This window comes from Candidatus Borrarchaeum sp. (assembly GCF_019058535.1).
Lineage (GTDB): Archaea > Asgardarchaeota > Sifarchaeia > Borrarchaeales > Borrarchaeaceae > Borrarchaeum > Borrarchaeum weybense.
Genome location: NZ_JAHPYX010000234.1, coordinates 15,554 through 40,873, shown reverse-complemented (window position 1 = coordinate 40,873; position 25,320 = coordinate 15,554). Strand labels below are relative to the sequence as shown.

19 protein-coding genes, 3 tRNA genes and 1 pseudogene are annotated in these 25,320 nt (G+C 37.9%); 9 read left to right on the top strand and 14 right to left on the bottom strand.

All coding sequences use genetic code 11. The features are described from left to right. The 6 genes and pseudogenes from QVB70_RS14450 to QVB70_RS14425 form a co-directional block, all read right to left on the bottom strand. A pseudogene (locus QVB70_RS14450) lies at positions 1–419 on the bottom strand (hypothetical protein); the annotation flags it as partial. A 297-nt stretch (positions 420–716) separates the two neighbouring features. Continuing rightward, positions 717–1,244, bottom strand: a complete 528-nt coding sequence (locus tag QVB70_RS14445; protein WP_287587643.1) for a deoxyribodipyrimidine photo-lyase — start codon at positions 1,242–1,244, stop codon at positions 717–719. A gap of 145 nt (positions 1,245–1,389) precedes the next feature. After that, positions 1,390–3,273: an arginine--tRNA ligase gene (locus QVB70_RS14440; RefSeq protein ID WP_287587640.1), complete on the bottom strand. Its 1,884-nt coding sequence runs from the start codon at positions 3,271–3,273 to the stop codon at positions 1,390–1,392. Positions 3,274–3,359: 86 nt separating this feature from the next. Beyond that, a tRNA-Ile gene (locus QVB70_RS14435) sits at positions 3,360–3,557 on the bottom strand. 84 nt (positions 3,558–3,641) lie between these two features. Continuing rightward, positions 3,642–6,623, bottom strand: coding sequence for an isoleucine--tRNA ligase (gene ileS / locus QVB70_RS14430; RefSeq protein WP_287587647.1), 2,982 nt, complete (start codon positions 6,621–6,623; stop codon positions 3,642–3,644). Between the two features lie 320 nt (positions 6,624–6,943). Further along, complete coding sequence (locus tag QVB70_RS14425) at positions 6,944–8,941, bottom strand: hypothetical protein (RefSeq protein WP_287587637.1); 1,998 nt, start codon at positions 8,939–8,941, stop codon at positions 6,944–6,946. Positions 8,942–9,251: 310 nt separating this feature from the next. Here QVB70_RS14425 and QVB70_RS14420 point away from each other — a divergent pair, with 310 nt between their 5' ends. From QVB70_RS14420 to QVB70_RS14410, 3 genes are all read left to right on the top strand, one after another. Then, positions 9,252–9,833, top strand: coding sequence for a hypothetical protein (locus QVB70_RS14420; protein ID WP_287587636.1), 582 nt, complete (start codon positions 9,252–9,254; stop codon positions 9,831–9,833). A 207-nt stretch (positions 9,834–10,040) separates the two neighbouring features. Beyond that, positions 10,041–10,178 (top strand) — tRNA-Arg (locus tag QVB70_RS14415). Positions 10,179–10,265: 87 nt separating this feature from the next. Continuing rightward, positions 10,266–10,372: transfer RNA gene (locus QVB70_RS14410), tRNA-Arg, on the top strand. Between the two features lie 20 nt (positions 10,373–10,392). On the opposite strand, the gene QVB70_RS14405 is transcribed toward QVB70_RS14410, so the two are convergent. From QVB70_RS14405 to alaS, 3 genes are all read right to left on the bottom strand, one after another. Next, positions 10,393–10,749: a hypothetical protein gene (locus tag QVB70_RS14405; RefSeq protein WP_287587633.1), complete on the bottom strand. Its 357-nt coding sequence runs from the start codon at positions 10,747–10,749 to the stop codon at positions 10,393–10,395. A gap of 528 nt (positions 10,750–11,277) precedes the next feature. Continuing rightward, a complete protein-coding gene (locus QVB70_RS14400; protein WP_287587632.1) occupies positions 11,278–11,553 on the bottom strand; it encodes a hypothetical protein in 276 nt (91 codons plus the stop codon). 97 nt (positions 11,554–11,650) lie between these two features. After that, positions 11,651–14,404, bottom strand: a complete 2,754-nt coding sequence (gene alaS / locus QVB70_RS14395) for an alanine--tRNA ligase (RefSeq protein WP_287587631.1) — start codon at positions 14,402–14,404, stop codon at positions 11,651–11,653. Positions 14,405–14,550: 146 nt separating this feature from the next. Between alaS and QVB70_RS14390 the strand changes: the two genes are divergently transcribed. Next, positions 14,551–14,790, top strand: coding sequence for a hypothetical protein (locus QVB70_RS14390; RefSeq protein WP_287587629.1), 240 nt, complete (start codon positions 14,551–14,553; stop codon positions 14,788–14,790). Between the two features lie 107 nt (positions 14,791–14,897). Continuing rightward, positions 14,898–16,022: a radical SAM protein gene (locus QVB70_RS14385; RefSeq protein WP_287587626.1), complete on the top strand. Its 1,125-nt coding sequence runs from the start codon at positions 14,898–14,900 to the stop codon at positions 16,020–16,022. Positions 16,023–16,064: 42 nt separating this feature from the next. On the opposite strand, the gene QVB70_RS14380 is transcribed toward QVB70_RS14385, so the two are convergent. The 3 genes from QVB70_RS14380 to QVB70_RS14370 form a co-directional block, all read right to left on the bottom strand. After that, positions 16,065–16,370 carry a 50S ribosomal protein L44e gene (locus QVB70_RS14380; protein WP_287587623.1) on the bottom strand — a complete coding sequence of 102 codons (306 nt, stop codon included), beginning with the start codon at positions 16,368–16,370 and terminating at the stop codon, positions 16,065–16,067. A 108-nt stretch (positions 16,371–16,478) separates the two neighbouring features. After that, positions 16,479–18,398, bottom strand: coding sequence for an ATP-dependent protease LonB (lonB, locus tag QVB70_RS14375; protein WP_287587622.1), 1,920 nt, complete (start codon positions 18,396–18,398; stop codon positions 16,479–16,481). A gap of 285 nt (positions 18,399–18,683) precedes the next feature. Further along, positions 18,684–19,244, bottom strand: coding sequence for a ZPR1 zinc finger domain-containing protein (locus tag QVB70_RS14370; RefSeq protein ID WP_287587620.1), 561 nt, complete (start codon positions 19,242–19,244; stop codon positions 18,684–18,686). A gap of 282 nt (positions 19,245–19,526) precedes the next feature. Between QVB70_RS14370 and QVB70_RS14365 the strand changes: the two genes are divergently transcribed. Continuing rightward, positions 19,527–21,359 (top strand): DUF2070 family protein, encoded by a 1,833-nt coding sequence (locus tag QVB70_RS14365; protein ID WP_287587619.1) that lies wholly within the window; start codon positions 19,527–19,529, stop codon positions 21,357–21,359. Between the two features lie 37 nt (positions 21,360–21,396). On the opposite strand, the gene pyrB is transcribed toward QVB70_RS14365, so the two are convergent. Further along, positions 21,397–22,311: an aspartate carbamoyltransferase gene (gene pyrB, locus QVB70_RS14360; protein WP_287587618.1), complete on the bottom strand. Its 915-nt coding sequence runs from the start codon at positions 22,309–22,311 to the stop codon at positions 21,397–21,399. 299 nt (positions 22,312–22,610) lie between these two features. Between pyrB and pyrI the strand changes: the two genes are divergently transcribed. The 3 genes from pyrI to truA are packed head-to-tail and all read left to right on the top strand — an operon-like array spanning position 22,611 to position 24,757. Continuing rightward, positions 22,611–23,078 (top strand): aspartate carbamoyltransferase regulatory subunit, encoded by a 468-nt coding sequence (pyrI, locus tag QVB70_RS18490; RefSeq protein WP_342766576.1) that lies wholly within the window; start codon positions 22,611–22,613, stop codon positions 23,076–23,078. Between the two features lie 57 nt (positions 23,079–23,135). Further along, complete coding sequence (gene mobB / locus QVB70_RS14350) at positions 23,136–23,918, top strand: molybdopterin-guanine dinucleotide biosynthesis protein B (protein WP_287587614.1); 783 nt, start codon at positions 23,136–23,138, stop codon at positions 23,916–23,918. Positions 23,919–23,941: 23 nt separating this feature from the next. Next, complete coding sequence (gene truA / locus QVB70_RS14345; protein WP_287587613.1) at positions 23,942–24,757, top strand: tRNA pseudouridine(38-40) synthase TruA; 816 nt, start codon at positions 23,942–23,944, stop codon at positions 24,755–24,757. 36 nt (positions 24,758–24,793) lie between these two features. On the opposite strand, the gene QVB70_RS14340 is transcribed toward truA, so the two are convergent. Continuing rightward, positions 24,794–25,213, bottom strand: a complete 420-nt coding sequence (locus QVB70_RS14340) for an Lrp/AsnC family transcriptional regulator (RefSeq protein WP_287587610.1) — start codon at positions 25,211–25,213, stop codon at positions 24,794–24,796. Positions 25,214–25,320 lie beyond the last annotated feature (107 nt).

Sequence of the window (25,320 nt, the reverse complement as noted above, 5' to 3'; positions counted from 1 at the left end):
GTCCCGATTAGGCTATGTTCACCTACTTCTGTTTCTTCTCTAAGCATTACGTTATGACCCAATTTAGTATAATCTCCGATCTTCACACTGCAGTAAATAACAACCCCAGAACGGATTATGACGTTTTTTCCGATCTGAACTTTTTCCCCCATAACACGATGGAAAACTTCACTTGATCTCATAATCAAATCTAGCTGTGCTACGTCAGGATGACCGATGACGACGTTATCGCCAATATAAGTGGCATCTCCAATTTCGGTTTTTTCATAAATCACAACATTCTGACATAGGCGAACCTTTTTGTTTAACTTGATTTTGCCTATGAGAACACAAAAAGGACCAATGGTTACTTCATCATCGTATTTTACCTTCTTATCAACAAATGCTGTATAGTGGATTTTTGCCGATTGCTCACCCATTTGGTCACCAACATCAGTGTATGGTTGCTAAGGTGATACCGCACCCTTAATCAAATGAAAAACGTTTTGGATCAACTCTCAAACTCTTATGGGGTTTTTCAATATAAGCACGAATAATAGTAAGGTGGTATTAAATATTGATGTTTATTAATAAGAAAATTGTTAACGCGTATGAGTAATAGAGTGAGGATGTTTATAATCCATTCGCAAGAAGACCCCCAACACATGAGGGATAGTTTGCGATGAATTGCTTCACTTTTACAAGGGTCTCCCTCTTGCTTAAATAACTAAGCGCTGCTATTTATCTATTGTTAATATTAATTTTAGTGCACGATGAACTTTTGGTCGGAAAGTGTAAGCCGCATATTCCTGTTTTGGCGATGCAATCCAGCAAGGTACAATATTATGAACGTAAACTTCGAAAAAAGGGATATCAATATGACCTTTAACACTTCTGTTCCACGTTTTTTTAATGCGCAGGGGACTAAAATCTGTGATCAGCGTGCCGATTTCATATTCTGACACAAAATTGGGGATTTCTTCTTCTGGAGACCCTGTAAGCATGTAAAAGGGGATATTTTTTTCTTTCAAGTTTTTCTCTACTTCTTGCAGACCTTTAAGCATGAAATCATCCTGCCTAATAGTCGTTCCTAGAAATTGAGGCACTAAGCAAAAAACAACTGCCAAGGGGTGTTTTAATGCTAACTCTTGAGAGAATAATAGCGCCCAGTTATCATTTACACGTTGGTCTCGGCACATCCAATAAACAACTGGACCTGTCTTCTTTATACCCTTTCGTAAAATGTGAATTCTTTCTTGGTTCATGCTATGACTCCAGATTTCCTCAGAAATTTATTATCAGTTAAAAGGTGGCGGTTTAAATTATCTTTTTACAAAATCGTTCTGATTGCAATATCATAAGAAGTATTTGCAAGTTTTTCTAAAAAATCCCGCTGATTGTTTTTGAATATCACATTCTCGATGGGGCAACAATTCCCATCAATTTCAAGGCATTTCTTAACACGATTCGCACACTATTAACAATTAATAAACGTAAATTCCTTAATTCATCGGTTTCAGCTGCTAATACCGGTATAGAAGCATAAAATGAGTTAAATATCGATGCTAGGTTGTTTGCGTACTCACATACAATGTCTGGACGTAATTCCTCAGCCACTTTCGATATAATTTCTGGAAATAGTGAAAGTTTTTGGACAAGAAGTTTTTCTAATTCTTCATCTACCAAATTGTAGTTGGCTGTTTTAGGAGTTTTTTTTGCTTTTTTAAGAATATTACATGCTCTTGCATGTGCATATTGAATGAAAGGCCCGCTATTCTGCTCAAAATCGAGTACTTTATTCCATGTGAATGTCACAATTTTGGTCGGCACGGCGTTTAAGATAGAATACTTTACAGCACCAATCCCAACTACTTCAGCAATACTTCTTTTCTCATCTTCGGATAAATGCGGTGAACGGGTGTTAACTTCCTCTAGAGCTCTCGTTGTCGCCTCATCTATTAGATCATCAAAACCAATATAACGTCCCCTTCGACTTGACATTTTGAATTCTGGAAGTTTAACAAGTTCATAGGCATAATGAATCTGTCTGCTACCATCTTCACCTAATACATACAAAGCTATTCTTATCTGAAGTTGTGGAAGTGTCTGTTCCTTCCCTATAACATTTATTACGCGATCTGATTGATCAAGTTTCCATTTACTGTATGCTATATCCCGTGTTGTATAAAGAGTCGTGCCATCAGATCTCATTAAAGTCATAGGAGGAATTTCATGAGTTTCTTTAACCCCCAAACTCTCTTTAATATTAAATTCAGTTGCAGCTTTCTCACAATCGAAGACTAATGCACCATCGAGTTCTGTAACAAAAGGTGTCATTTTTAGTTCGTTTAAAATCTTTGTAACACTTCCATCCCAGATGAACGAACTTTCCCAATCATAGCTTTCGAAAGCTATATCAATTGTTTTGAAGGTCTCCTTAAATCCTCCAAGAACTAAATCAACAAGACTTCTGAAAAGTTGAACAGTTTGTTCATCTTGATTTTCATAAAGAGATATGAGGGTCGATATTTCCGCATCTAAGTCGATATTTTCTGAGTTATTACTAATCTGGTCGAAAATACTAGGCTGTGCTTTTTTTAATTCTTCTGCGATTGATTCCCATTCAGCTAAGTCATTTTGTTCCTTTTTTGCCTTCTGAATTTCAGTAAGTGCATTTGTTATTGTGTAAATTGTTCCTACAAATTGGTCTGACTTCATGTCTGAAGGCTGAGTGTCTCTATCTACCATCCGTAGACCTTGTACACATATCGCAACCTGTCGACCAACATCATCGATATATATGTGAGAACAAACATCATGAGATTGTGTTTGCAAAACTTTGACTAGTGAACTGCCTAGAATTGCATTTCGTGCATGACCGATATGCAAAGGAGAATTTGGATTTGGACTCAAGTATTCTACTATAATTTTTTCCTTTTTCTTCGCTTCACTTTTTCCATAACTTGTATCCAGGGTTCTTATTGAGTTTATAACGAGATTTGCAAAGGAATCATAATTTGCAAAGAAATTTAGATAGCCTGCTCCACCTATTACTACTTCTTTTATGAAGCGTGAATTTGAAGGGTTGATATTTTCAATGAGAATTTCTGCAAGATCTTTGGGTTTTTTGTTTATTTTCTTTGCGATATGAAAAACAGGAACTGCCAACTCTCCAAACTCTAATTTAGCCGGAATTTCATGATTGAGTGTTACTGATAGTTCTGGAAAGACAGCTTGAAGGGTTTTCTGTGTAAGTATAATGCATTCCTCTGCGAATTGCCTGTAGGGGGACATGGTCATTACCTCTTAATATGACCTTTTCAATGTTTCTTGAAAAATGATAGTATAGAGAATAAAAATATTCATTAAAAAGAAGAAAGTGGTGGGTCCGGCGGGCTTTTCGAAATGAGCGATTTGCTCAAGACATTCGAACCCGCGATCTTCGGCTGCCGGTAATAGCAAGAAACAGGCAGTCTCCGGCTATCTTAGGCCTGCTTTGTATGGGACGAGGTCATATAAGGCCGGCGCCCCTCGGTCAGCACATTGAAGCGCTGCTAACCTGGCTAGGCCACGGACCCTCATGTAACGAAATATTAGGTGTTTTATTTAATATCTTTCGATCACTCGCCATTTCCATTATTTGAAGTTCTTCCACACCTTTGTCATTTAGAAGAAAGGGAAGTTTTTTTCATATATATTTTGACTTTGGCATTCTCATACTGCAATTCACTGAATATGGGGTAGTGATCTTTAAAATCTTCTTCTATATCGTTCTTTTGTGCCTCATAGTTTTGCGCTCCGACTTTTGCGATGATTTCTTCTCGCCACTCTGTTAAATACTGTCTGATTTTGTCATCTTGAGTTACTACAATGAGGTCAACACGATCACTTACATTAAGTCTGTTTTTCTTTCGAGTAAATTGTACTTGGCGCATGAATTCTCTTACAAGTCTTTCTGAGGCAATTTCATCAGTGATTTCTAAATCGAGGTAGAGGTCAAATGAATCGCTTACCATACCAACTAAATGTTCTGTTGAACTAGGTAACGTTTCAGTTACAAGCACATCTTTTACATTTGCCTCGTGAACGATTGCGGGAATTACTTCTGATATATCACCAAAACCTTCTTTCGATATCACAACGAGTCTCTTACAAGGCCATCTTAATTTGATATTATGCTCATCTCGAAGCGCTAGAGTAAGTTCTACAATTTTTCGTGCGTCTTTCATAGCATTTTCTAGTTTTTCATCACGGAATGATTCGTTAACTTCAGACCAATCGCACATATGGATAGACTCAGGCAAATCAGGATATTGTTCACGAATGAAATTTTGATAGACTGATTCTGCTATTATTGGGAGAACAGGAGCAAACATCTTGGCAGTTTCTGTGAGGACAGTTACAAGGGTAGTAAGTGCAGTTGCTTTGCTTGATCCCGACTCAGAAATCCATGTGCGTTCTCGGATTAGGCGAATATACCATCTACTTATGTCTTCAACAATTAATTCCTGCATAATGGGAATTGTATCTCCCGGGCGCATTGCTTCGAAGGCGCGGGTCATCTTGTTAAGTGCAGAGTGGAAACGCGAAATAAGCCAATTATCTTCTATCTGAAGTTCAGCAGTATCGAGAGAATGGTCCTGTACATTAAAGTTGGACTCTTTGACTCGTGATATTGCGAACATGTAAGTGTTCCAAAGAATATTCAGAATTTTGAAGTAATCCTGTTGAGTTTTAAAATCGAATTTCATATCTTCGCCTGGAGGTGTAGCTAAAGAATAGAATCTAAACGCTTCGGAGCCATACTTCTCAATAACGGCACTGGGTTCAATTGCATTTCCTAAAGATTTGCTCATTTTCCGTCCCTCGGTATCTGCAACAAAACCATGCATATAAACTGCCTCGTAAGGTCTCCTATCGTTTGCTACAACACTTAGACAGATTTGTGAGTTGAACCAGCCTCTAACTTGATCTTTACCTTCTAAAATGAAGTCGGCAGGCCACCAGTAATCGTAGGTTTTAGGATCTTCAGGATAGGGCAAGATAGCCCATGTTGCTGCGCCACTGTCCAGCCAAACGTCTAATACATCGGGTACCCTTCGAAAGGTACCACCACAGGCACAAACCCATGTTACCTCATCAATCCAAGGTCGGTGAAAATCATCAACAGGTTTTCCATACATACCTAATAGTTCTTTTCTTGATCCTATAACCTCAATAGATTCACATGCATCGCAAATCCAGAGCGGTAGAGGTATACCCCAATATCTTTGTCGACTAATGCACCAATCTTGCAGGTTTTCTAACCAGCTCCTAAAACTCTGACTACCTGCCCAATCTGGAGACCATTTAACTTTGTCATTTTCTGCAAGAATCTTTTCTTTTTCTTTCGTTAAATTCAACATCCATTGGCTTGTAGCTTGAAATATCAAAGGGCTCTTGCATCTCCAGCAATGAGCATACTCGTGTTCAACTCGATGAGTCGCAAGAAGCAGACCTTTTCTCCTTAAATCCTCAATTATGATAGGATCTGCATCTTTAACAAATAATCCAGCGTATTTTCCAGCCTCTTCAGTAAAACGTCCAGCTTCATCAAGTGGCGAAAAAGGAGGAAGTCCATATCTTGTTCCTACCTCAAAGTCCTCAGGTCCAGCCCCAGGAGAGCTATGAACGATACCAGTACCTTGCAGTTTCGTTACAAACTCACTGCTCAATAATACAGAATGTGCTTCCGGATATTTTTCATAAAATTCCTGCATAATAGGAACTTCTTCAATGAGCGGATGAATATAACGGAGTCCTCTTTCCCGCAGTATTTCACCTGTGACTTCTTCGATTACCTTGAATTTTTTTTCAAGCATTGCTGAAATAATACCTACTGAGACAAACTTTCCAATGATCCAGATTTCATCTTCAACCTGAGCACGAACGTATTCGAACTCTGGGTGTACCATAACTGCTAAGTCGCTAGGGAGAGTCCAAGGTGTCGTTGTCCAAACTATGAAATATTCATTTGGCGTGTCTCTTAGTTGAAATTTTACAAAAATTGAAGGATCTCCAACTGTCTTATACTCATACTCATGCTTAGCGAGAACAGTTTCACATCTAGGGCAAGAATTCAATACTCTCGTGCCTTTGTATAGAAGATCCTTTTCATACGCTTTCTTAAGTGCCCACCAAGCACCCTCGATATAAGAATCTTTGATTGTCATGTACGGATCTTCCCAATCCATCCACACAGCTAACCTTTTAAATTGTTCTGTCATCTTATTGAGGTTTTCAATCGCAAATGCTCTACATTCTTCAATAAAGCGTTCCACGCCAAATGAAACGATTTGCTTTTTCGTTTCGATGCCCAGTTTCTTCTCAATAGCGACTTCAATGGGTAATCCGTGCATATCATACCCTGGGCGATCATAGACGTCATAACCTCTCATGCGCCTGTATCTGAGGAAGAAATCTTTGATGATTTTATTCCATGCAGTGCCTAAATGAATGCTCCCAGTCGTATAAGGGGGACCATCGCAGAAGTAAAACTTTTCTTTGCCCTTTCGATAATCTTTCGTTTTTTGATAGATCTTATTATCCTCCCAAAATTTCAAAATCGTTTCTTCAATAGATACTGGCGTAAATTTTCTTGACATTTTCAATATACTCTTTCCTCCTAATGACCTTAACAAGTAATTGCTAATTCTTTTTCTTAGAGTGCAGCCTACTTGCCAGTTTTTGAGTTCAATAATCAATAAAATGATTGGGTTCTTGAAATGGGATTAGAGTCCTTTTGTTATTCTTACATGAAAAGGACAAAGTATCATCCATTAATTCATTTAAAATATTAACGCCTTATACAAATATTTCAGTAACTTAAAACGAATTTGAGGTTCACTATAAGCTTGTTTTCAAGCAAATGTCTCTTTTTGAGGGGTTAGACTTCTGTTAAATAATGAAAATATTCTATTAATGTTTACAAAACAACTTTCTCATTACAAGTTGGACAGCTTATAAAAACATCATTTTCGGAGGATCTCATCCCTTCTGCACAGTGTCGATGCATAATGGAGCTACAATGAGTGCAACGAACTTTGCAGTATGATAACGAGGATCCACAGGTAGGACATGATGTGGACCCACAAATCTTGCATTTCGGAGCATCCGGGATTAATATTTCTTTTTCTTCGATCTCTTCTTCATAAAATTCTTTGGTTTCGTCTATGATAGGCAGTTCAATCTCTTCTGTGCCGAATTCTCCCCCTTTTACAATGAATTCTTCGATTTCTTTTTCTCTAGAAGTTTCTTTTGTTTCACTGACGGCACTCTCTTCAATAAGCCCATCTTCTTCAGGTGATGCAAGAAGGTTCTCAGAAAGAGCTATAGATTCAGGCGTATCAATTAGCTCTTCAACTTCTGGTTCTCTAGGAGGTGTGTATGGCTCTTCGGTAGTAATCATCTCTTCAGTAGGACCATAGTATTCGATTATCTTATCTTCGGGCTCTATAATAAATTGTTCTTTTAGAATTCCGAGTTCCTTATTTAGTTGTTCAATTACGGTGTCTTTTTCATTCAACTGGTTATCGGCGCTACTAAGTCGTCGTTTGAGTTGATTAATCTTCGATTCGCGCTCGACAAGTGCTTCTTGAAGTTGTTCAATATGCGGTTTGAGTTCATCTTCTATCTGCTGCGATAATTGTGTTATCACACGCTTTAGTTCGCGTTGTTTTACTTGAAGTTGGTCACGTTCGTTCTTTATTTTCATGATTTCTTCCGTTTTTTCATCGAGATGGTCATTTAATTCTTTTCGAGTCTCTTCGAGAGCTATTACTTTTGCTGCTTGTTCTGATGCAAGTAACTCTAATTCTTCAGTTTTTGTTTTTAACAAAGCAATTTGTTTTTCAGTTTTTGATTTGTGCTCTGATAGTTTCTCAATTTCATCTTTTTGCTGTTTTAATTCCTTATCCTTTTCATCAAGTTCTGTCCTCAAATTTGCGTTAATTCCCTCTTGTTGATTGATTTTTTTGCCACGCTCTGAAAATTTGGTTTCAAATTCACTTAGACGAGGGGTAATGTCCTCTAAAGTTCTCTCAAGGTCATTTATATTTGCACGATATTTTCCGATAGCATCGTCTAAACGAGTGTTTTCATTTTTCAAGATCATTATTTCTTCTTCTCGATTTTTTAGATCTTCTTCTTTGAGCTTTAGGTCTCTTGTTTGCTTCTTAAGTTGATCTTCTAGGGAGACAATTTTTCGAGTATATTCCGAAATCTTGTCTGTTAACATTTCTGTTTTATCTTCTGATAAAATATTGTTTGTTGGTGTATCTTCAGGTTCCAACAGTAATTCACTTGTCTCCACTTGTTCTTCAGGTTCCAACAGTAATTCGCTTGTCCCCACTTGTTCTTCAATTAGCGTATCAAAACTCTCTATCTCAGGAGGAGATAGTTCGTCAACTTCTTCAGCAGCCACGATTCTGGTTTCTATTTCTACTAATTCAGTTTCTTCGGATAGAACAGTATGTGTTCCGTTCATTTTTGGAAATTCCTGCAATGACGTGGTCAAATTGCCATTTATATCAATTTTATGGTCTGCAATGATACTTAATTGATCAGAGGGGATTTCTTCGGGCCTCATTATCCTTATCAGGAGAGGCACAGTAGTAATAAGCAAACTTGTATCCTCTTTCTCAAATATAAACTCAAAAAAGAGTTCAAAATCACTAGGAACTTGACCACTCGGTGCGACGAAACTGACTTTCTGATGCGTTTCATCCCCTTCTTTGAATTTTCTTGGAAATTCTTCAACTTGTGCAAGTTTGAATACCTTTGGCAGATGCTGAAACCGTTTAAAACTGTGGGAAATATGAGATTCTATAGTAAAGAAGACGTTAAATAGTTCTCCGGGGCTAAGCGCGGTTTTTTCAACACTCATTTTCAAAGAAATGGCTTCTTCATGGGCTTCTTCGTTCAAGGAAATACACACTCATTCATTGACCTTATCTATTGCCAGATTCCTCTCGCTTAACTATGAAATTTAAGTTAAGTATAATTTAGTGCTTTCAACATGTTAAAGTATATGGTGATTTATTTGCGCGCGAATTTAAAACTGTTTTTCACCAAATTCGAAAATCTATGTTCAAACAACTAATTAAAGACCTGAATACTCGAAGTTTCTGATAAAGGCAAAACATATTTTAACCACCGTGCAGTTTCTTCTTATAAGAAGAATTCTCGTCTCTCGAATCAAAAAATAAAAGAATGAAAACGATCGGTGATGAATTATGGTAACAGTTCTCGCTCAATTTGCACCGGCTATTCTCATAGTTGCAGGACTTCTTGCTATTGCGTGGTTAAGTGAAAAAATCGCTGAACGTATGGGTAAAGTAGGAGAGGTTTTTGCTGTTTTTGTCAAAATCTTTGCTGCCCTTGGCTTCTTTATTGGTATCTTGTGTGTTGTGACTGGCGTTGTAGTTTGGGTAACTCCTGATACTGCGTTTCCCGCAGGCCAAGCCCCATCATGGCTCGGAGACACTATATTAATTGCCTTATTATTAGTAATCGGTATTGCAAACATTATGAAACCATGGACTGTTGTCCCATGGGCTGCTCTGCTAGGTTTAGTCGGTGGGCTTATCGCTGCTGGTGTCGCGGTCTTTATAATGGTCTCATTAGGCGTATCCTTAGCTAGTAACTGGCTGATCATTGCAATAGTCTTTATAATCTTTGGTGGGATTGTGTTCTTCCTGTTCAAATGGCTTGAGGAGTTGCTGGAGTTTATTGCAAAGGTTCTGACATTTCCCTTGATCTCAGTACCTCTTGGCTTCATTGCAATCGGATACGCGATTATTATTCTCCTCGCCTGATGCAGTCTTCTGTTGTCTAGTGACTCAACAAAACAAATGTGGTTCCTTTACATCCTTTTTTTCTTCTTATTTTGTAAGGAATGAACTGTAAGTAGTTCTCGCGTACGGAAGAGGCGTTTCTGCCGATAAAGTTAAAAACTCAAGATATACTATACTTCTGACAACGATTCCTCTATAAGTTACTAGTCTTAACAAGTCCTTAAAAATGGGTCCGTGGCCTAGCCTGGATGAGGCGCCGACCTTGACACATTGTGTCTAGGGCGTAAGCCTTCGAAGCCGGAAATGCTCTCCCTCAATTCGGAGGAGTGCGTCGACTCATGGGTTCGAATCCCATCGGACCCGCCATTTTGAAAAGGATTTTATGTGCTCCACAAATGCAATAATTTTTCTAAGTTGTTAGCGGAGAATCTTGAAAACATAACTTCAAAATAAGGGTCCGTGGCCTAGCCAGGATAGGGCACAGGCCTCCTAAGCCTGATTGCAACCATCATATCGATGTTGCTGGGCGATCGCGAGTTCAAATCTCGCCGGACCCGCCATTTCCCTTTTAGTTAAGATATTATTTATGAGAACGTCTATACTGCTTCAACATAGCCTTAAATTTTCTGCATCCCGCCCCATAATGCGATTTTTCTCGTAAATCGCCCGCTTGTTGTTCCAGAAAGCGTTCCAAGTGCCACTGAGGGTTAGTTTTTATTGAAGGTTCTGTATGAGCTCTGATCCCAAATATTTCTTCTGATTCAGAAAGCGAGAAAATCCTTAAATGCAATTGTCTATCGTTCCAATAGAAGTGGTATTCAGCCCTTGCATCACGAGAAATTTCTTCATATTCAACAAAACCCATCTTTTTTAACATCGAGTCGATTTTCTTGAGCGTTATGTTCCTCAGAGTGACACAGTACTTCTTTGCAGTCATTGCTAATCGCCTTTTTGCTTTTATCTTAAAAGGATGCTTTTTAATGCTTCAAAAATGTGCTTGTTAGCTAAGTTATAGAATATGAGATATTTTATTATTTTAGTTAAAAAAACATCATACTAATAATTTTTTGACGAATAAAAAATTTTAGAAAAAGGAAGTGGGGATACTAAAATCGATCCACATAAAAGTGAAGTGTAAGAGAGGTCGTCAATAAACCCGTATTCAAAGTCCTTTATATATTTTTTGTTTTGGTGTAAATCTTCCGATAGTTTTTTATTGAAAATTAACACGATCATGTATATATGCTCAATTTATACTCTGATTGATTAACTACTCCCTAACTTTGCATATGATCAGACGCGTTTTATTAAACAACCATTAAAATGCTGCGCTCTTGAGTATCTTAATTGATTAAGGTGTATTAAATTTTTTTTTAGTTCATTCTTAGACTCATTAAAAAAAATAGACAGTTCAAGCGTAGTTTGATACAATTCTTTGATATTAGATTTATCTAGATAGGAAATCCTATTCTAGATCCTTTCCAAAAGGCCAAATGCGCTCTACTAGTTTTCCTCCGCATTTTACACATACATATATCTTGCCTATTTGCCCCTGTCGATCATGTGTGAAGCGCATTCCGACACCTCTCTCGCATAGTATATCCATTTTGCAAAAGGGGCAATAATAATAAATGTTCATCGCTCCATGTTCCCCTTTCTTTTCTGGGCTCCATAAATAATCGCTGCACTGTATACACATCTTTTGTGCGTCGCAACGAAGGTGTTTCGCAATCACAGTCATAATGCTCTCACTTCATTCTAGTTATTGAATCGGTTCAATCTACTCTTATAAATGATCTAAACTGTCCTTAATGAAGGTTTTTATTAACGAAGGTTTTCTAGAGATTTTCTAGAGCGTCTAAAACAAGTTTTTTAAGTTTAACCATTATTTTTTCAAATTTTGAAGTATCAGGACCTCCGCCTATTACTAATCGCTCCTTTTTATTTCCTCCAGCTCCTCCTCCGGCCATAACGCAGGCTTCTTGTATAATTGGTATCAGATCGATCAGAATTGAATTTCCGGATGACCCAACTATAGTAACTTTCTGGTTTTTATTCACTAATATAGCTATAGTTGATGGGTTTTCGTCAGTAATCTTCTTACTTACTTTTATTAATTCTTCTCGCGTTCCTGGAATTTCAGCCAACACTAATGAAATATCATTAATGATAATGGCGTTTTCGATGAGTTTGGGTATCTTTTCAAGAATCAATTCGTCTGTCAATTTTTCAATAAGTTTTCCTCGTTCTTTCCATTCTTCAAAGAACTTAATAGCAGTTCTTGGTACTTGATCTATTGGTACTCGAAGGATTTGAGCGGTTTTTTCAAGTAGTTGGTCTCTTTGTTGCATATATCTTACTGCCGCTTCTCCTGCTGTAAATTCTAGCCTGACAACTCCATCTTGGATTCGTTCAGAACTAATTATTTTGATTACACCAGCCTCGCCGGTTAAACTAAGGTGAAGGCCTCCACAGGCCTCAGCATCCCAGTCTTCTATCTTGATAATCCTGAGTTCCCTACCTCCGCCTGCTGCCCCTCCTTGATAAATTGTAAAGCCATACTCTTGTTCCGCTTCATTTCTTAATTTCCATTCTGTATGAATCGGTTTATTTTGCATAACGGCAAAATTCGCCTTCGCCTCGATTTCTCTCAATTCATCGGCAGATAATGATTTAAAATGTGAAATGTCTAGTCTTGCTCTTTCTGGTGACTTCTCAGCACCCACTTGCCAGACATGAGATCCTAAAAGGGTTCTTGCAGCCGCATTAATTATATGCGTGGCAGTATGATGTCTCATAAGTTCAATTCGACGCCCCCAGTTAATACGCCCTTGTATTGTTCGTCCTTTGTACTCTTGAGGGATGATATCATCAATTTTATGCACTATCACTTTCCCTACGTTTAATACATCTATAACTTTGAACTTATCTAAGGTTCCTGTATCGAACAACTGTCCTCCGCTGGTAGGATAAAACATAGTCTTGTCAAGTACCAATTGATTGCCGTCTATAATCTTCAGTATTCGTGCATTAAACTCAGTTTTGTACGGACCATCGGAGTAATATAGTCTATCTGTGGCATCTAAAGTTTTTACTTTTTGTTCAAGATCCTCTTCAATTAGTTTGGGTTTGTCTATAATCTTTTTTTCACTAAGTTCCTTGAAGAAATCTGCGGGGATTTCCACGGTGGTTCCTAATTTTTGTGCTTCCTCAGAAACTATTTCAGGAAGAATTCCATTAGCTGTGTACCACTCTGTTAGAATCTTACGATCGATTTTTTTCTTCTTTTTGAGATGACGTTTTACTAAAGCACGTCCACTTTCAATGGTTTTATTGTATCGTTGTTTTTCTAAACTGAAGAGTTCATCAATTATTTCTGATGCGGTTTTTACACGCCGATAAGTTTTCTGTAGGTATTCTATATGTTTATGACACATCTCAATAAGATCTAAATTGAAATCAAAATGGCTATTGAAAGTTATTGCCCTTCTAAGAAGCATACGAAGGTTATAACCTCCACCAATGTTGCTGGGGATAGCGCCATCTGCAACTGCAAAAACTAAAGTTCTCATATGATCGACAATTGCATAGACTGCTTCGAGCGGTGCTATTTCTCGCTCCAATTCTACGGGGTCAACTTCCAGTTGATGAGCAATATGCTTTCTAACCGAATCGATATTTTTGACTTCATCAACATCTAATAGCCCTGCAAGTATCACATATTTACCTAGAAGTCGTTGATTTGTGGAAATGCCCACTTCTTTTTTCACAAACTCTAACACAGGTCCAAATGTAGCCTCATATATTGTCGGGGAACCTTGTGTGAAGAATGCAAGACGTTCAAGTCCCCATCCGACATCTATAACGCGGATATCAAGTTGTTTATGAGCACCATTTGTAAATTGGTACTGCATGAAAACATTATTAACGATTTCAAGTCCTTTTGAGAACGCTTCCAAACAGGGGCCGAAATTCCCTCCACCTGCCCACACATCTTCTTTATATGTGAGTTCTTCTTGAGGTATTCGCATTTCTTCTGTCAAAAATTTGAAATTTAGTTCTATACAACGATCCATCCAATATCCTTTAAGATGGTCTGAATTAAAGGCGTGTTGTCCTCCCATGATAAAAGAAGATAAATGACGACCAGTACGTCCGATATTATCTATATCAATAGTTCTTAAGCAGGGTTGTGGAATGACGAGTGGATTTGCTGGCGGATCTACTGTTCCATTAACCACCCAGGGTTGAAAACAGGCTATTGAAGCAATGGTAAATGGAATATCATCTCTCCATCTAGCTACTATAGGATATTCGGATATTTTTGCATGACCATGTCGCTCAAAAAAGTCATTCCAGCGAGCGATTGCTTCATGGAAATCCCAACCGCCATTTAGACTATCTCCAATAAACTGATAGCCCCCTACGCATTGAGTATCTCCACATGATGAGTTCTTTTCAGGATTTAGTGTCCAATAGAAACTTCCACAAACATTGCATTGTTTTCGTGTGAATTCCTTCTCCCGAAATATTTCGACTTCATAGTTATCTCTTGTAAACATTTTCCTGAGTTCTGCTTTCGAAATCGCCATTCTAAGCCACCAAAGGAATTCAGTGTAAAAAGTTTAATCCTACTAAGTTCTTAATATCAAGATTTAAATAAAGTTTCGCGAAGGATCATTCAAATAAATGAAAAACGTACAACTTAATGTTGAAGTAAGGAGTGTATATACAAAAAATGTCTAAATCACCAAGGAAAAAGAAGGAGACGGTATGCCCTGAGTGCGCTGGAACGATGAAATATGATAGATACGTTAGATTGATGGTATGCCAACGTTGTGGGCTAGCAGTCACTCGGGAAGAACTCGATAAGATGCGAGCTGAATTGCGTAAGTTTGCGCAGGTCGAAGATACAGAAGATGAAAAAAGACGCAGTAGGAAGGAATATCTAGACTGGTATTTGGGTCAAAAAGAATAGGATTCGTCCCTCTGTTAATGAAATAATCTGTAACTTTAAAAGCTATATTGTACTTGTTTTAAACGAATTTATGTTTTCGTTGACCTTTCAAATATAAGGTGATAATGATGGTTTGGAGACTTTTACGCCCTGATGCGAAAAAAGTATGGGATGATGATTCAGTTGTAAAAACATTGCTTAAGCGTTATTGGGATATAATAAATGAAAAAACAACTGCTAAATATCTTATTACAAAAAGAATTGATGCAAAAGTTGAGTTAAATGAAGACTTACCAAAACTATGGAATGCACATGAACGGATCAGAAAGAGTTTTAAAAACATGATTCAGAGAATTGACAGCGGAGAACTTGAATATGACTCGCTAGACAACCCCAAAGTATCCTATTTGGAATTGAAAGTAGAACTTGCTCAAAGAATGCTTGAAGAATGCATCTTCTGTGAAAGGCGATGCCGAGTTAATAGGCGAGAAGGAGAAAAGGGAACTTGGTGTAAGTTGGATGAACGTGCACGTATTAGCAGTGCTTTTTTACATCATGGCGAAGAAGCACCGCTTGTACCAAGTGGGACAATTTTCTTTACCAGCTGTAATTTTTGTTGTGTCTTCTGTCAGAATTATGATATATCACAAGTTTATCCAGAGAACGGCGTGGAGATCTCACCTGAAAAACTCGCATCAATATCAAGGAACTTAAGACGCGAAGGAGCACGAAATATAAATTATGTTGGGGGCGAGCCTACTCCAAATCTTCATGTAATTATCGAATCGTTGCAATACAGCGATATTAACGTAACACAGTTGTGGAACTCAAATCTCTATTGCTCGGAGGAGACGATGAAGCTGCTCGATATCATGGACGTGTGGCTGCCTGACCTAAAATACTATTCTGATGAGTGCGCTAAAGAATTTTCAATTGTCCCTAATTATTGGGCGGTCGTTTCAAGAAATCTAAAGATGGCATACGATTATGGTGGTCTAGATCATGGAGAAATAATAATCCGACATCTAGTAATGCCGAACCATGTCGATTGCTGTACACTTCCAATTCTAGAATGGATTGCTGAAAACTGCCCAAAGTCACTTGTGAATATAATGGCGCAATATCGCCCAACACACTTAGTTGGAAGCAATAAAAAATATAGTAGTATTAATCGAAGACCTACTTCAGCAGAAATGGATAAAGCTTACAAATATGCAGATGAATTAGGCATCACCTGGAAACCTGTGAGTTAAAAAATTAAAAAGTAATTGAGAGTTCTTTATAGAGCGAGATTTCTAAACCATTTTTACTATTTCAAACTTCTTAGTTCTAGGATAACTCCTCGGATGCATTTTTTCGCAGTCTTGACATTTAAGGCGTAAATCTACTTTCTTTGATGTTTTTGAAGCCATTTTCGCTTGTGTAATTGCTTTCTTTGAGTACTTACCTTTGTTTCCATATCCTTTTTTATGTCGTTCAGCTCGACGTTGTCCTTTAGAAAGGGTTCTTCTGGCCTTAGATTTCACTTCTGTGACGTCGTGTGTGGTGTGACGACGACAAAAAGGACAGTACGCACGTATAATTGACGGAAATTTAACCATTAGTTTCACCTGAATCGAATTATTTTCTTTTTCGCTCTTGCATCTAATCACGCATGTCTCTTTTTAAGTCTTTTTAAAAAGTAAAGAGACGAATGACTCGTCTCAGAACTACGACGGAACTGGCTGGTTGAAGTCAATTGAGAACTTTTTCTTTTCATCAGTGATTGCATTAGTACCGCCCACTACTTTTAAAAAATCCATTTCTTCCTCACTATCGAACATTAAAGCATGTTGAAGTACTTCCTCAATTCGTGTAACGGTCACAATTTCAATTTTATCCTTGTATTTTGCCTCAAGAATGACATCCTTCTTATTTGCAGTAGGGATAAGAACTTTTTTGAGTCCAGCCTCACATGCTGCTTCTATTTTCGGAGTTACGCCTCCAATAGGGAGTACTTCTCCACGTACGCTGAGGGATCCTGTCATGGCTACTGATTGATCCACAGGGATACCTCTTATCGAGGAAAAGACTGCGGTTGCTACGGAGATGGATGCGCTGTCGCCCTCCACGCCTTCGTGGGTTTGCAGGAATTGGATGTGGATATCATACTTAGACACATCGTCAGAATGCTTTTTAATTAATGCACTGACGTTCTGGACAGCCTCTTTTGCAATATCTCCCAATTTGCCTGTGGCAATAATTCTTCCTTCGTCTGAGCTTAGAGCAGGGACAACTTCTGCTTCTAATGGCAATACGATACCACTTGCACCTATTCGCGGATCACCAATGATCGCTAGCCCATTGACTCTTCCAACAACCTCTCCTTGAACTCTTATTACTTCATATTCTCGTTTCCGTTCGATGTATTTATCGCCAATTTGTTGTTCTAGACTTCGTGCCATTGTTTTCGCATTAATGATATGCTCCGCGGTAACGTGTATGGCGCCTTGCTCACTTGCAAGATCACCAGCCGCCCTGATCAAACCTCCAAGATCTCTTAACATTAACGTTAGATGACCCTTTCTTCCCGCTCTTCTTCTTCCTTCACGAATGATCTCAATGACTGCTTCTTTAGTGAAGTGTGGGATCTTTCCATCTTTTCTTACTTCTTGGGCGACAAATTGCGCGTATGCCCTCCGATTTTCTAAGGTGTCGGGTAACGTCTCGTTGATGTAAACTTCATATCCGTACCCACGGATTCTTGAGCGCAGCGCGGGATGCATTTTCTGGACGGTATCTAAATTACCTGCAGCTATTAGAATGAAATCACAAGGTACTGGCTCTGTTCGAACCATAGCACCACTACTCAATTCACTCTGACCCGTTATTTGGAATTTTTTCTCTTGCATTGCCGTTAAAAGGTCGTGTTGAGTTCTTAATTTGAGAGTTGCAATTTCGTCGATAAAGAGCACTCCTTTATGAGCCTTATGGATCAAACCTGCTTCAACGCGTTCATGCGCAGGGGTTCCAAGTCCCCCGCTTTGAAATGGGTCGTGCCTCACGTCACCTAACATTGCGCCCGAATGTGCTCCTGTTGCTTCGAGAAATGGGGCATACTCTTTTCTGCTATTATCTACAAGCAACTTTGGAACGAGTTGCTCAGATCTTATCTTTACCTGATTTATGATCAGAAATGCCACCAGGGCCACAAATATGCCCATAAGCCATTGTCCAGTCATGAACGCTAGAAGTATAATAACTGCTGGGAGGATTATCGAGATAAAATTGCGGAGACCTTTTGACTTATTTGCTCTTTGTAGGTGGTAATGCACTATTTGTTCTCCAGATCCCGCCGGCACGACGACTACCTTCGGAGTATTTGGATCTTTTCTATTTGGTATAGCTAGAATATCTTCAAGTTGTTCTTTTGGAATAAGTTGTGCCATTGCAGCTCCTAACATGCTTTTTCCTGTACCGGGGGGACCGATTAAAAGGACGTTTCTTTTCTTAGCTGCAGCTTTTCTAATGACAGAAACGCCTCTTTCTTGACCTATTACTTGAGCGATTAATAACTTATCTACAGGTAAATCTTTTGTAGTCTTAAAGTCAATATCAAGTTCTTCGTTAAATTCATCTCTTTCGTCCATGTAAAGTGACCTCTTTTTTTCTAGATTTAATGCGATACATAAGTAGGTTAACAGATAAAGAATCGCAAAGATATACACTTTAATAAAAACTGTCGAAGGTTATCAGAGAATTCCATTCAAGTATATTGAAAAACCACTATTATTTTTATATATTTGCGCAATGACAACCTTTCCTTTAGGGTTAGTAGTTGACAAACATCCTTCACAGAAAACTTGAAACTAAATGACGTAAACTAAAAAATCGGAAAAGAAACTATTTAAATTCCAGCCAACTAAGCGTAAAATTTACTGGGCATCCTCTGATGATCTCAATTCTTCCACTTTTAGTTTTTTCGGATTTGTAGCCTCGATAGTACTTATTCCAAGTGGGTCTTCTATAATTAGGTGAAAGGGGAGTTCGCCGGCTATTGCCTTCTCTATTTTTTGGAACACTTTCTCAATTTTTTCTTTTTCCTCTTTAGAATCAGCCCATGAATTTAACGTTTGCGTAGCAGCTTTAACCCTTTGAAGTACACCTTCAACATTTGTAATGAATGGATCAGATGACATTTTAGATTCCATGCTGAAACCGAGTTCTGGGATTTTTATCGATGCTGTGTTTGACTTAATTACCCGTGAAGTTAGATCAGAAGGATCCGAAACATATAACGTGTATCTATGAGGTGAACTTTCTTCAAGCGGATATGACCAACTTTGTCGAAATCCGCAGTTGCGACATAGACTCGAATATAGTAAGGTTTGCCCAAAATGTGGGACGTCGATCTCTCTTGCGGTAACTTTCATAGTTGGATTGTTACATACAGGACAGTTCTCTCCATCGGACACAGAGAGATATTTTTCACTCATACTTTTTCACCGTTTACTATTGAATATAGTGAACTACCTCACGTTAAAGCAGTGAGGCTTCCTGCTTCGACGACCGAACTTGCTGTGACATAGGGAATACTATTTAAGTATTCCAACGATACTATTTAAGTATTCCAACTAAAGAAATTCACTGAATTCATACTATATCTTTTGAGTTTGTTTGTAGTTAATCGATCCAAATGCTTTTTGCCAAAAATCAACGGAGAAAATACGACAACTAACTAATATACATGAGTTCAAACAAAAGACGAGGCTCGCAATATGGAAGGACAGTTACATCATACAAGGAATGTATCAAGGGTTGTGGGGTTGTACAAGGGGCTTTTCTCAGTCCCCTCAAGTATTAAGTTAGCCATAATTGCCATTATCTCAAGTTTTATCTATGGTTTAATCTTATTAGAATTCCCTGTTACCTCTCTTTTAGTTATAATAACTAATTTACTAGTATTTGGGTTAATAATTTTTCTTATCCCCATACTTGCCTCTAGCATCGTTTCATATTCACTTCTCGGCGAGTATCGCCAAGTTTTAACATATCGTCGTTTGATTGCGACAGGTGTCATTAGTAACGTCTTCTTAGGAATAATACTCCTTTTTGGAAGGCTTAGCATGGCAGTTTTCCAATCTGACAGAATTCTTCTTACATCGGCTATTCTTGGAATGGCAACTGTAGCCATTTTGAGATACCTCGCATTTACGTTTCTCGCACCACAGACTATAAGTAATACGCTACTCCATACGTTTATTCATCCAATACTTAGCCTGGTAGCATTTACTTGGCTGAAGTTTGGAAATGATCCGATTCGCATTTTTTTGGCATTCTGTATAATTTCAGTTGCTTTAATGATTGGGATGTATCTCTACCTCAAGAAAGTTAGTAATTCTGTAAAAGAGATTGTTGGAGTTCAAGGAGATACCCTCTTTAGTGCATTTATTAAGGATTGGTTTGGAGGAAAAAGTGATGACTTAGAGGCACTCCTTGAAGATATAGGGGAAGTAACAAGTCTTCCAATCAATATACTTCTCTTTCGTCAAGAAAAAAAGCTAAAGTCTATATTTATTATCCCTTCCTTCCATCCTGGCCCATTTAAAGATGTTGGAAGTAGTATTTTACCGTTCTATTTATGTAAAAAATTGAAAGAACACTTCAATTGTGAAGTGTTAGTATTTCATGGCCCTTCAACGCACGCGCTGAACCTTGTAAGTCAAAGAGAAAATGAAAAAGCGCTATCACAAATACAGAATCTTCTCACGAAAACTATTTCGTTCGAATCGTCAGCGACCCCATTTGTAAGAATAATAGGTGAAGAATTCCAGATAGGCTGCCAGAAATTCAATGAGAAAATTATTTTGATAGCAACAAGGTCTCCTAAAACAATGGAGGACATTTCGCTTGAAGTTAGTTTATCTTTAATTGATGCTATAAAAAGTCGCTTCGGAACAGAGATAACTGTAATTGATGGCCATAATTGCTTGGGTGAAGATTCTCCCTTTATTGTCCCAGGATCCAAACTTGCCAGTCAATTACTGATAGACGGAGAAAAAGCAATAGAAGAAATACAAGAAAAAAAGAGTTCTGAACTGAAAATAGGAACTCATCGTTTATATCCTGACATTAAGAAAGAAGAAGGAATGGGAGAGTGTGGAATTGCAGTATCGCTTGTAGAAGTCGCTGGACAAAGGACCGCTTATGTTCTTTTCGATAGTAATAATATGATAACTGATCTCAGAGAAAAAATCATTCAAAACATACAAGAAGTGGACGAAATAGAGGTAATGACATCGGATACACACACTGTGAATGCATTAGGTCCAAGTAGGAGTGGCTATCATCCTATTGGAGAAGTAACTGATCATCAAAAAATTATCTCATATGTTCAGGAGGGCATTTCGCAAGCGAGCAAGAATATAGAAGAAGTCGAAGTAGGAGTCATTATAGGGAATTTAGAAAATGTAAAGGTAATTGGCGACAGAGGGTTTGAAAATCTTTTAGAAGGAGTTGCGAGAGCGGCTCATACTGCTAAAACGACTTTTCCGATCATTTTCGTAGTGCTCTATCTGTTTTCTATAATTTTTCTCATTTTCTTCTTCTAACAAAAAAAAGCGCGTACCAGTTGGAAAAGAAACATTATTAGGATAAAATTAATGAGAGTAGTGCCATTCTAACCAATAAACCGTAAGAACTTTGTTTAAAGTATCTTGCATGTTTTGTTGAGTCAACATCTGTTGAGATTTCGCCTACTCGTGGCAGTGGGTGGAGTACGATTAGATCGTCTTTTGCAGATTTTAAGGTACGTCGATTTATGCGGAAATAACCTTTAACCTTTTCGTATTCTGAAGGATCTGGGAATCTCTCTTCTTGTATTCGTGTTACATATAATACATCAAGATCTGATATTACCTCGTCGAGATCTGATACCTCCCGAATGGATTTTCCTTCTTCGCTTAAATCTTCTAAGACATCTCGGCGCATTCTCAGCTGTTCTGGTGCTACAAATACCAATTGCACATCATAATTTGCTAAACCATACGCAAGTGATTTCACGGTTCTTCCGTATTTTAAATCCCCCAATATACCAACCGTAAGTCCATCAATCGTATTTTTTTCCCTGAGAATCGCAAATAGATCCAGCATAGCTTGTGTGGGATGACCAAGTGTTCCAGAACCGGCATTGATGATCGGTACGTTTGAATATTCAGCTGCCAGCGTCACGCTACCTTCAATAGTATGCCTGATCACGATTGCATCTGCATAAGATTCGATGACACGGATGGTGTCAACAAGGGTTTCTCCTTTCGCCCTTGAACTCATCTTCGGGTCATCAAAGCCTAATACCTTTCCACCAAGGCGATACATCGCAGAAACGAACGACAACCTAGTTCTAGTTGATGGTTCAAAAAAAAGATTTGCTAGAATTTTGTTTTTGAGCATATCACTTCCTGTTTTGACAAACTTTTCCATATCACTTGCTATTTTGAAAATATGTTCAAGTTCGTCTCGTGAAAAGTCCTGAATGGACATAATATTGCGCCCTGAAAAATCCATATCTTTTCGCCTCTTCAAAAATATGTGATTCCAAATGATCTTTGTTATTATTCTGATAGTTTAATCTTTTTATTTTTAATTTCCTAGATTTTCAAATTCATATTCTTCGTAATCTGCTATATATTTTTAATTTGAAAAAGAGATGCGTGAACTACCCCACCCTGACGGATGGGACTTCCCGCCGATTAAGTTAAGAGCAATCAAATCATTAGAAAAAAACTCTGAATTAGTAAAACATTTTAAAGAATTAATTCGAACATTAATCAGTTTATAGAAACTGATAACTTGGGGGACTTTCCATAGAAGACGAATTAAGAGTTAGAAAAATACGCAATGGAACTGTAATAGATCATATCCGAGCTGGAAATGCCTTAACTGTTCTAAAGATTTTAGGGATATCCGGAGGAGAGGGTAACACCATATCAATTGCTATAAATGTACCAAGTGGAAAAGCTGGTCGAAAAGACATTGTAAAAATTGAAGATCGTGAATTAGAGCCACAGGAAGTTGATATTATTGCGTTAATCGCTCCTAATGCAACAATTAACATCATCCGAGACTTTAAAGTTGTAGAAAAAAATAGAGTGAAACTTCCTACGACCGTTAAAGGTTATCCACGTTGTATTAATCCCAACTGTGTCACCGCAGCTATTCCGAAGGAACCCGTGGAACCACATTTTATACTTAGAAGCAAGGAACCACTTCGCATACGCTGCCATTACTGCCATACCGTTATGGACAAGGATGACATCATCAAAAACCTTTAATCCATAACGTCAATAGATATCATGCATTATTTGATTATGTACTCTAGGTGAGATTAAATGTTCACATATGTAGTCTGTGTTGTCGGTCCAAAGAGAAACGTCGGTAAAACAACTGTAGTAGAAGGATTGGTTAAAAAAATAACAGAAAAGGGCTTTCGTATTGGAACAGTTAAACATATACATGGTACCTTTGATACCCCAAAAAAAGATACTTGGAAACATATTAAAGCTGGGGCAACTGCTACGGGTGTAATAACCGATTCTGAGCTACTTACTATTTGGAATTCATCAGAACTTCCTATAATTCCAGAAACCATATTAGACAAACTTCCAAAGAATTTAGATTATGTTATAGTTGAGGGATTCCGCCATTCGGAGTATCCGAAAATTATAGTTGCTGACGTTGCTGAAGATTTAGAAAGTATTAATCTAAGTAACACTGTCGCCATATCTGGAAGGATAGTTGAAAAGCCGGAGGAACTCAAGAAATTAGATCTTGATGCCCCAGTAGTTAAGATAAATGAAAGTGAAAAATTAGTAAATCTTCTTGAATCCCGTGCACAGACTATTTTTGTCAATCAGTTACCAGGCATAGACTGTAAATCTTGTGGTTATAATACTTGTGCAGATTTTGCTGAAGCTGTCCGTGCAGGTGAGGCAGACGTTAGACAATGTATAACAATGTTCACCAAAGTGGACTTGGCAATAGATGGAAAGACCATTGTGATGAAAGGGTTTGTTCAAGATTTGTTCAAAGCAGTAGTTATGGGAGTTGTTAAGGAATTAAAAGAAGTTCCCGAAAAAAGTCGAGAGATTAGTCTTCAAATTCGACTTGATTGAATTGCCTCGCTTGGTGTTTCTTAGTGGCTCGCTATGCACTTAGGGTCTTTTATATTGGTACGAATTACTTCGGATTTCAGCGGCAGACGACGAAGTTCAAAACAATTGAAGGCTGCCTTTTTAATGCATTTCAAGAGACGGAACTTATTGATGACTCCCGAACATTTCGGTATGGGGCTGCTGGGAGAACTGACAGAGGAGTTCATGCTTTAGGGCAGCTAATTGCCTTTTCGACTTCTAGACAAACAATATTAGGCCAATTGAATGCACATTTACCTGAAGATATACGCTGTTGGGCGATTGCACATGTCCCAGAGGAGTTTAATCCTAGATTTGATGCACTTTCTAAGCATTACATGTATTTCTTGCCTTATGAGGAGGCTCTAAATTTAGAAGAAATGAGAAATGCAGCAGACTACCTAATCGGTACTCATAATTTTAAAAACCTTTCAAAAGTCAATCACCATGTTAATCCGATAAGAGAATTAACTCTACTAAAATTCAAAAAGGTAAATGAGGTTCTTCATTTTGAGTTCATAGGAAAGAGTTTCCTTTGGCAACAGATACGCAAGATTGTTACTGTATTAACCTTAGTTGGTAGAAGTTTAATGACCTTGAATGAATTCAAAAAACTTCTAGATCCGAGTAGTAGTCCTAAAAAGGGAATCCCTCCAGCACCTGCCTGGGGATTATTACTTTATAATGTTCAATATTCGGAACTTAATTTCACAAATGATTACAAGATTATTAACGAAATTACCTCTCACTTGAAAGATGAAGTCTCTCGATTATCGTGCTTGAAAAAAGTCTTTAATGAAATTTGCAAGGGTATCTATTAATTTCTACAACCTTTAACATCTCTATGAGCCCATAAGTTATGGTTTCAATCGTTCCATAACGATTGCGGGACACACTCTCTCTACTCCTTTAAGAGTGCTTATTTCTTCAAGATATTCAGATAATTTTTTTTCTTTTGCCCAAATTTCGCATATTATATGATGATCTCCTGTACTAAGTTGTACGGAGCGTATTTCTTTAAATGCTGTTAACTTTTCTGCAACTTTGAGTAGCTTGGCAGAATCTGTATCGATTCCGACAATAGCGACTGTATAACCCATAGCAACAGGATCCAACTGCACAGAAAAACTCGAAATGATTCCATTCTGTATCATTTCCTTGATTCTTTTTCTTACGGTTGATTCCGCAACACCGATTTTTTCTGCTATGGCAGTATTTTTTTGCCGAGCATCTTTTTGTAATTGTTCAATAATTTTCTGATTAATGTCATCAAGCATTTGATGTCCTCGGAAATATTATATTATACTTCATTCGTGGTGTTCTACATCTTGTATTTATACGAATCGTCAGAATATCATGCATTAACGGAAATCGATATAAAAGT

What these genes read in the sequence shown, in the direction of transcription:
- QVB70_RS14445 (WP_287587643.1), bottom strand. Translation starts at nt 1,244, where the DNA reads ATGAACCAAGAAAGAATTCACATTTTACGAAAGGGTATAAAGAAGACA.
- QVB70_RS14440 (WP_287587640.1), bottom strand. Translation starts at nt 3,273, where the DNA reads ATGTCCCCCTACAGGCAATTCGCAGAGGAATGCATTATACTTACACAG.
- ileS (WP_287587647.1), bottom strand. Translation starts at nt 6,623, where the DNA reads ATGTCAAGAAAATTTACGCCAGTATCTATTGAAGAAACGATTTTGAAA.
- QVB70_RS14420 (WP_287587636.1), top strand. Translation starts at nt 9,252, where the DNA reads ATGGTAACAGTTCTCGCTCAATTTGCACCGGCTATTCTCATAGTTGCA.
- QVB70_RS14405 (WP_287587633.1), bottom strand. Translation starts at nt 10,749, where the DNA reads ATGACTGCAAAGAAGTACTGTGTCACTCTGAGGAACATAACGCTCAAG.
- QVB70_RS14400 (WP_287587632.1), bottom strand. Translation starts at nt 11,553, where the DNA reads ATGACTGTGATTGCGAAACACCTTCGTTGCGACGCACAAAAGATGTGT.
- alaS (WP_287587631.1), bottom strand. Translation starts at nt 14,404, where the DNA reads ATGGCGATTTCGAAAGCAGAACTCAGGAAAATGTTTACAAGAGATAAC.
- QVB70_RS14390 (WP_287587629.1), top strand. Translation starts at nt 14,551, where the DNA reads ATGTCTAAATCACCAAGGAAAAAGAAGGAGACGGTATGCCCTGAGTGC.
- QVB70_RS14385 (WP_287587626.1), top strand. Translation starts at nt 14,898, where the DNA reads ATGGTTTGGAGACTTTTACGCCCTGATGCGAAAAAAGTATGGGATGAT.
- QVB70_RS14380 (WP_287587623.1), bottom strand. Translation starts at nt 16,370, where the DNA reads ATGGTTAAATTTCCGTCAATTATACGTGCGTACTGTCCTTTTTGTCGT.
- lonB (WP_287587622.1), bottom strand. Translation starts at nt 18,398, where the DNA reads ATGGACGAAAGAGATGAATTTAACGAAGAACTTGATATTGACTTTAAG.
- QVB70_RS14370 (WP_287587620.1), bottom strand. Translation starts at nt 19,244, where the DNA reads ATGAGTGAAAAATATCTCTCTGTGTCCGATGGAGAGAACTGTCCTGTA.
- QVB70_RS14365 (WP_287587619.1), top strand. Translation starts at nt 19,527, where the DNA reads ATGGAAGGACAGTTACATCATACAAGGAATGTATCAAGGGTTGTGGGG.
- pyrB (WP_287587618.1), bottom strand. Translation starts at nt 22,311, where the DNA reads ATGGATTTTTCAGGGCGCAATATTATGTCCATTCAGGACTTTTCACGA.
- mobB (WP_287587614.1), top strand. Translation starts at nt 23,136, where the DNA reads ATGTTCACATATGTAGTCTGTGTTGTCGGTCCAAAGAGAAACGTCGGT.
- QVB70_RS14340 (WP_287587610.1), bottom strand. Translation starts at nt 25,213, where the DNA reads ATGCTTGATGACATTAATCAGAAAATTATTGAACAATTACAAAAAGAT.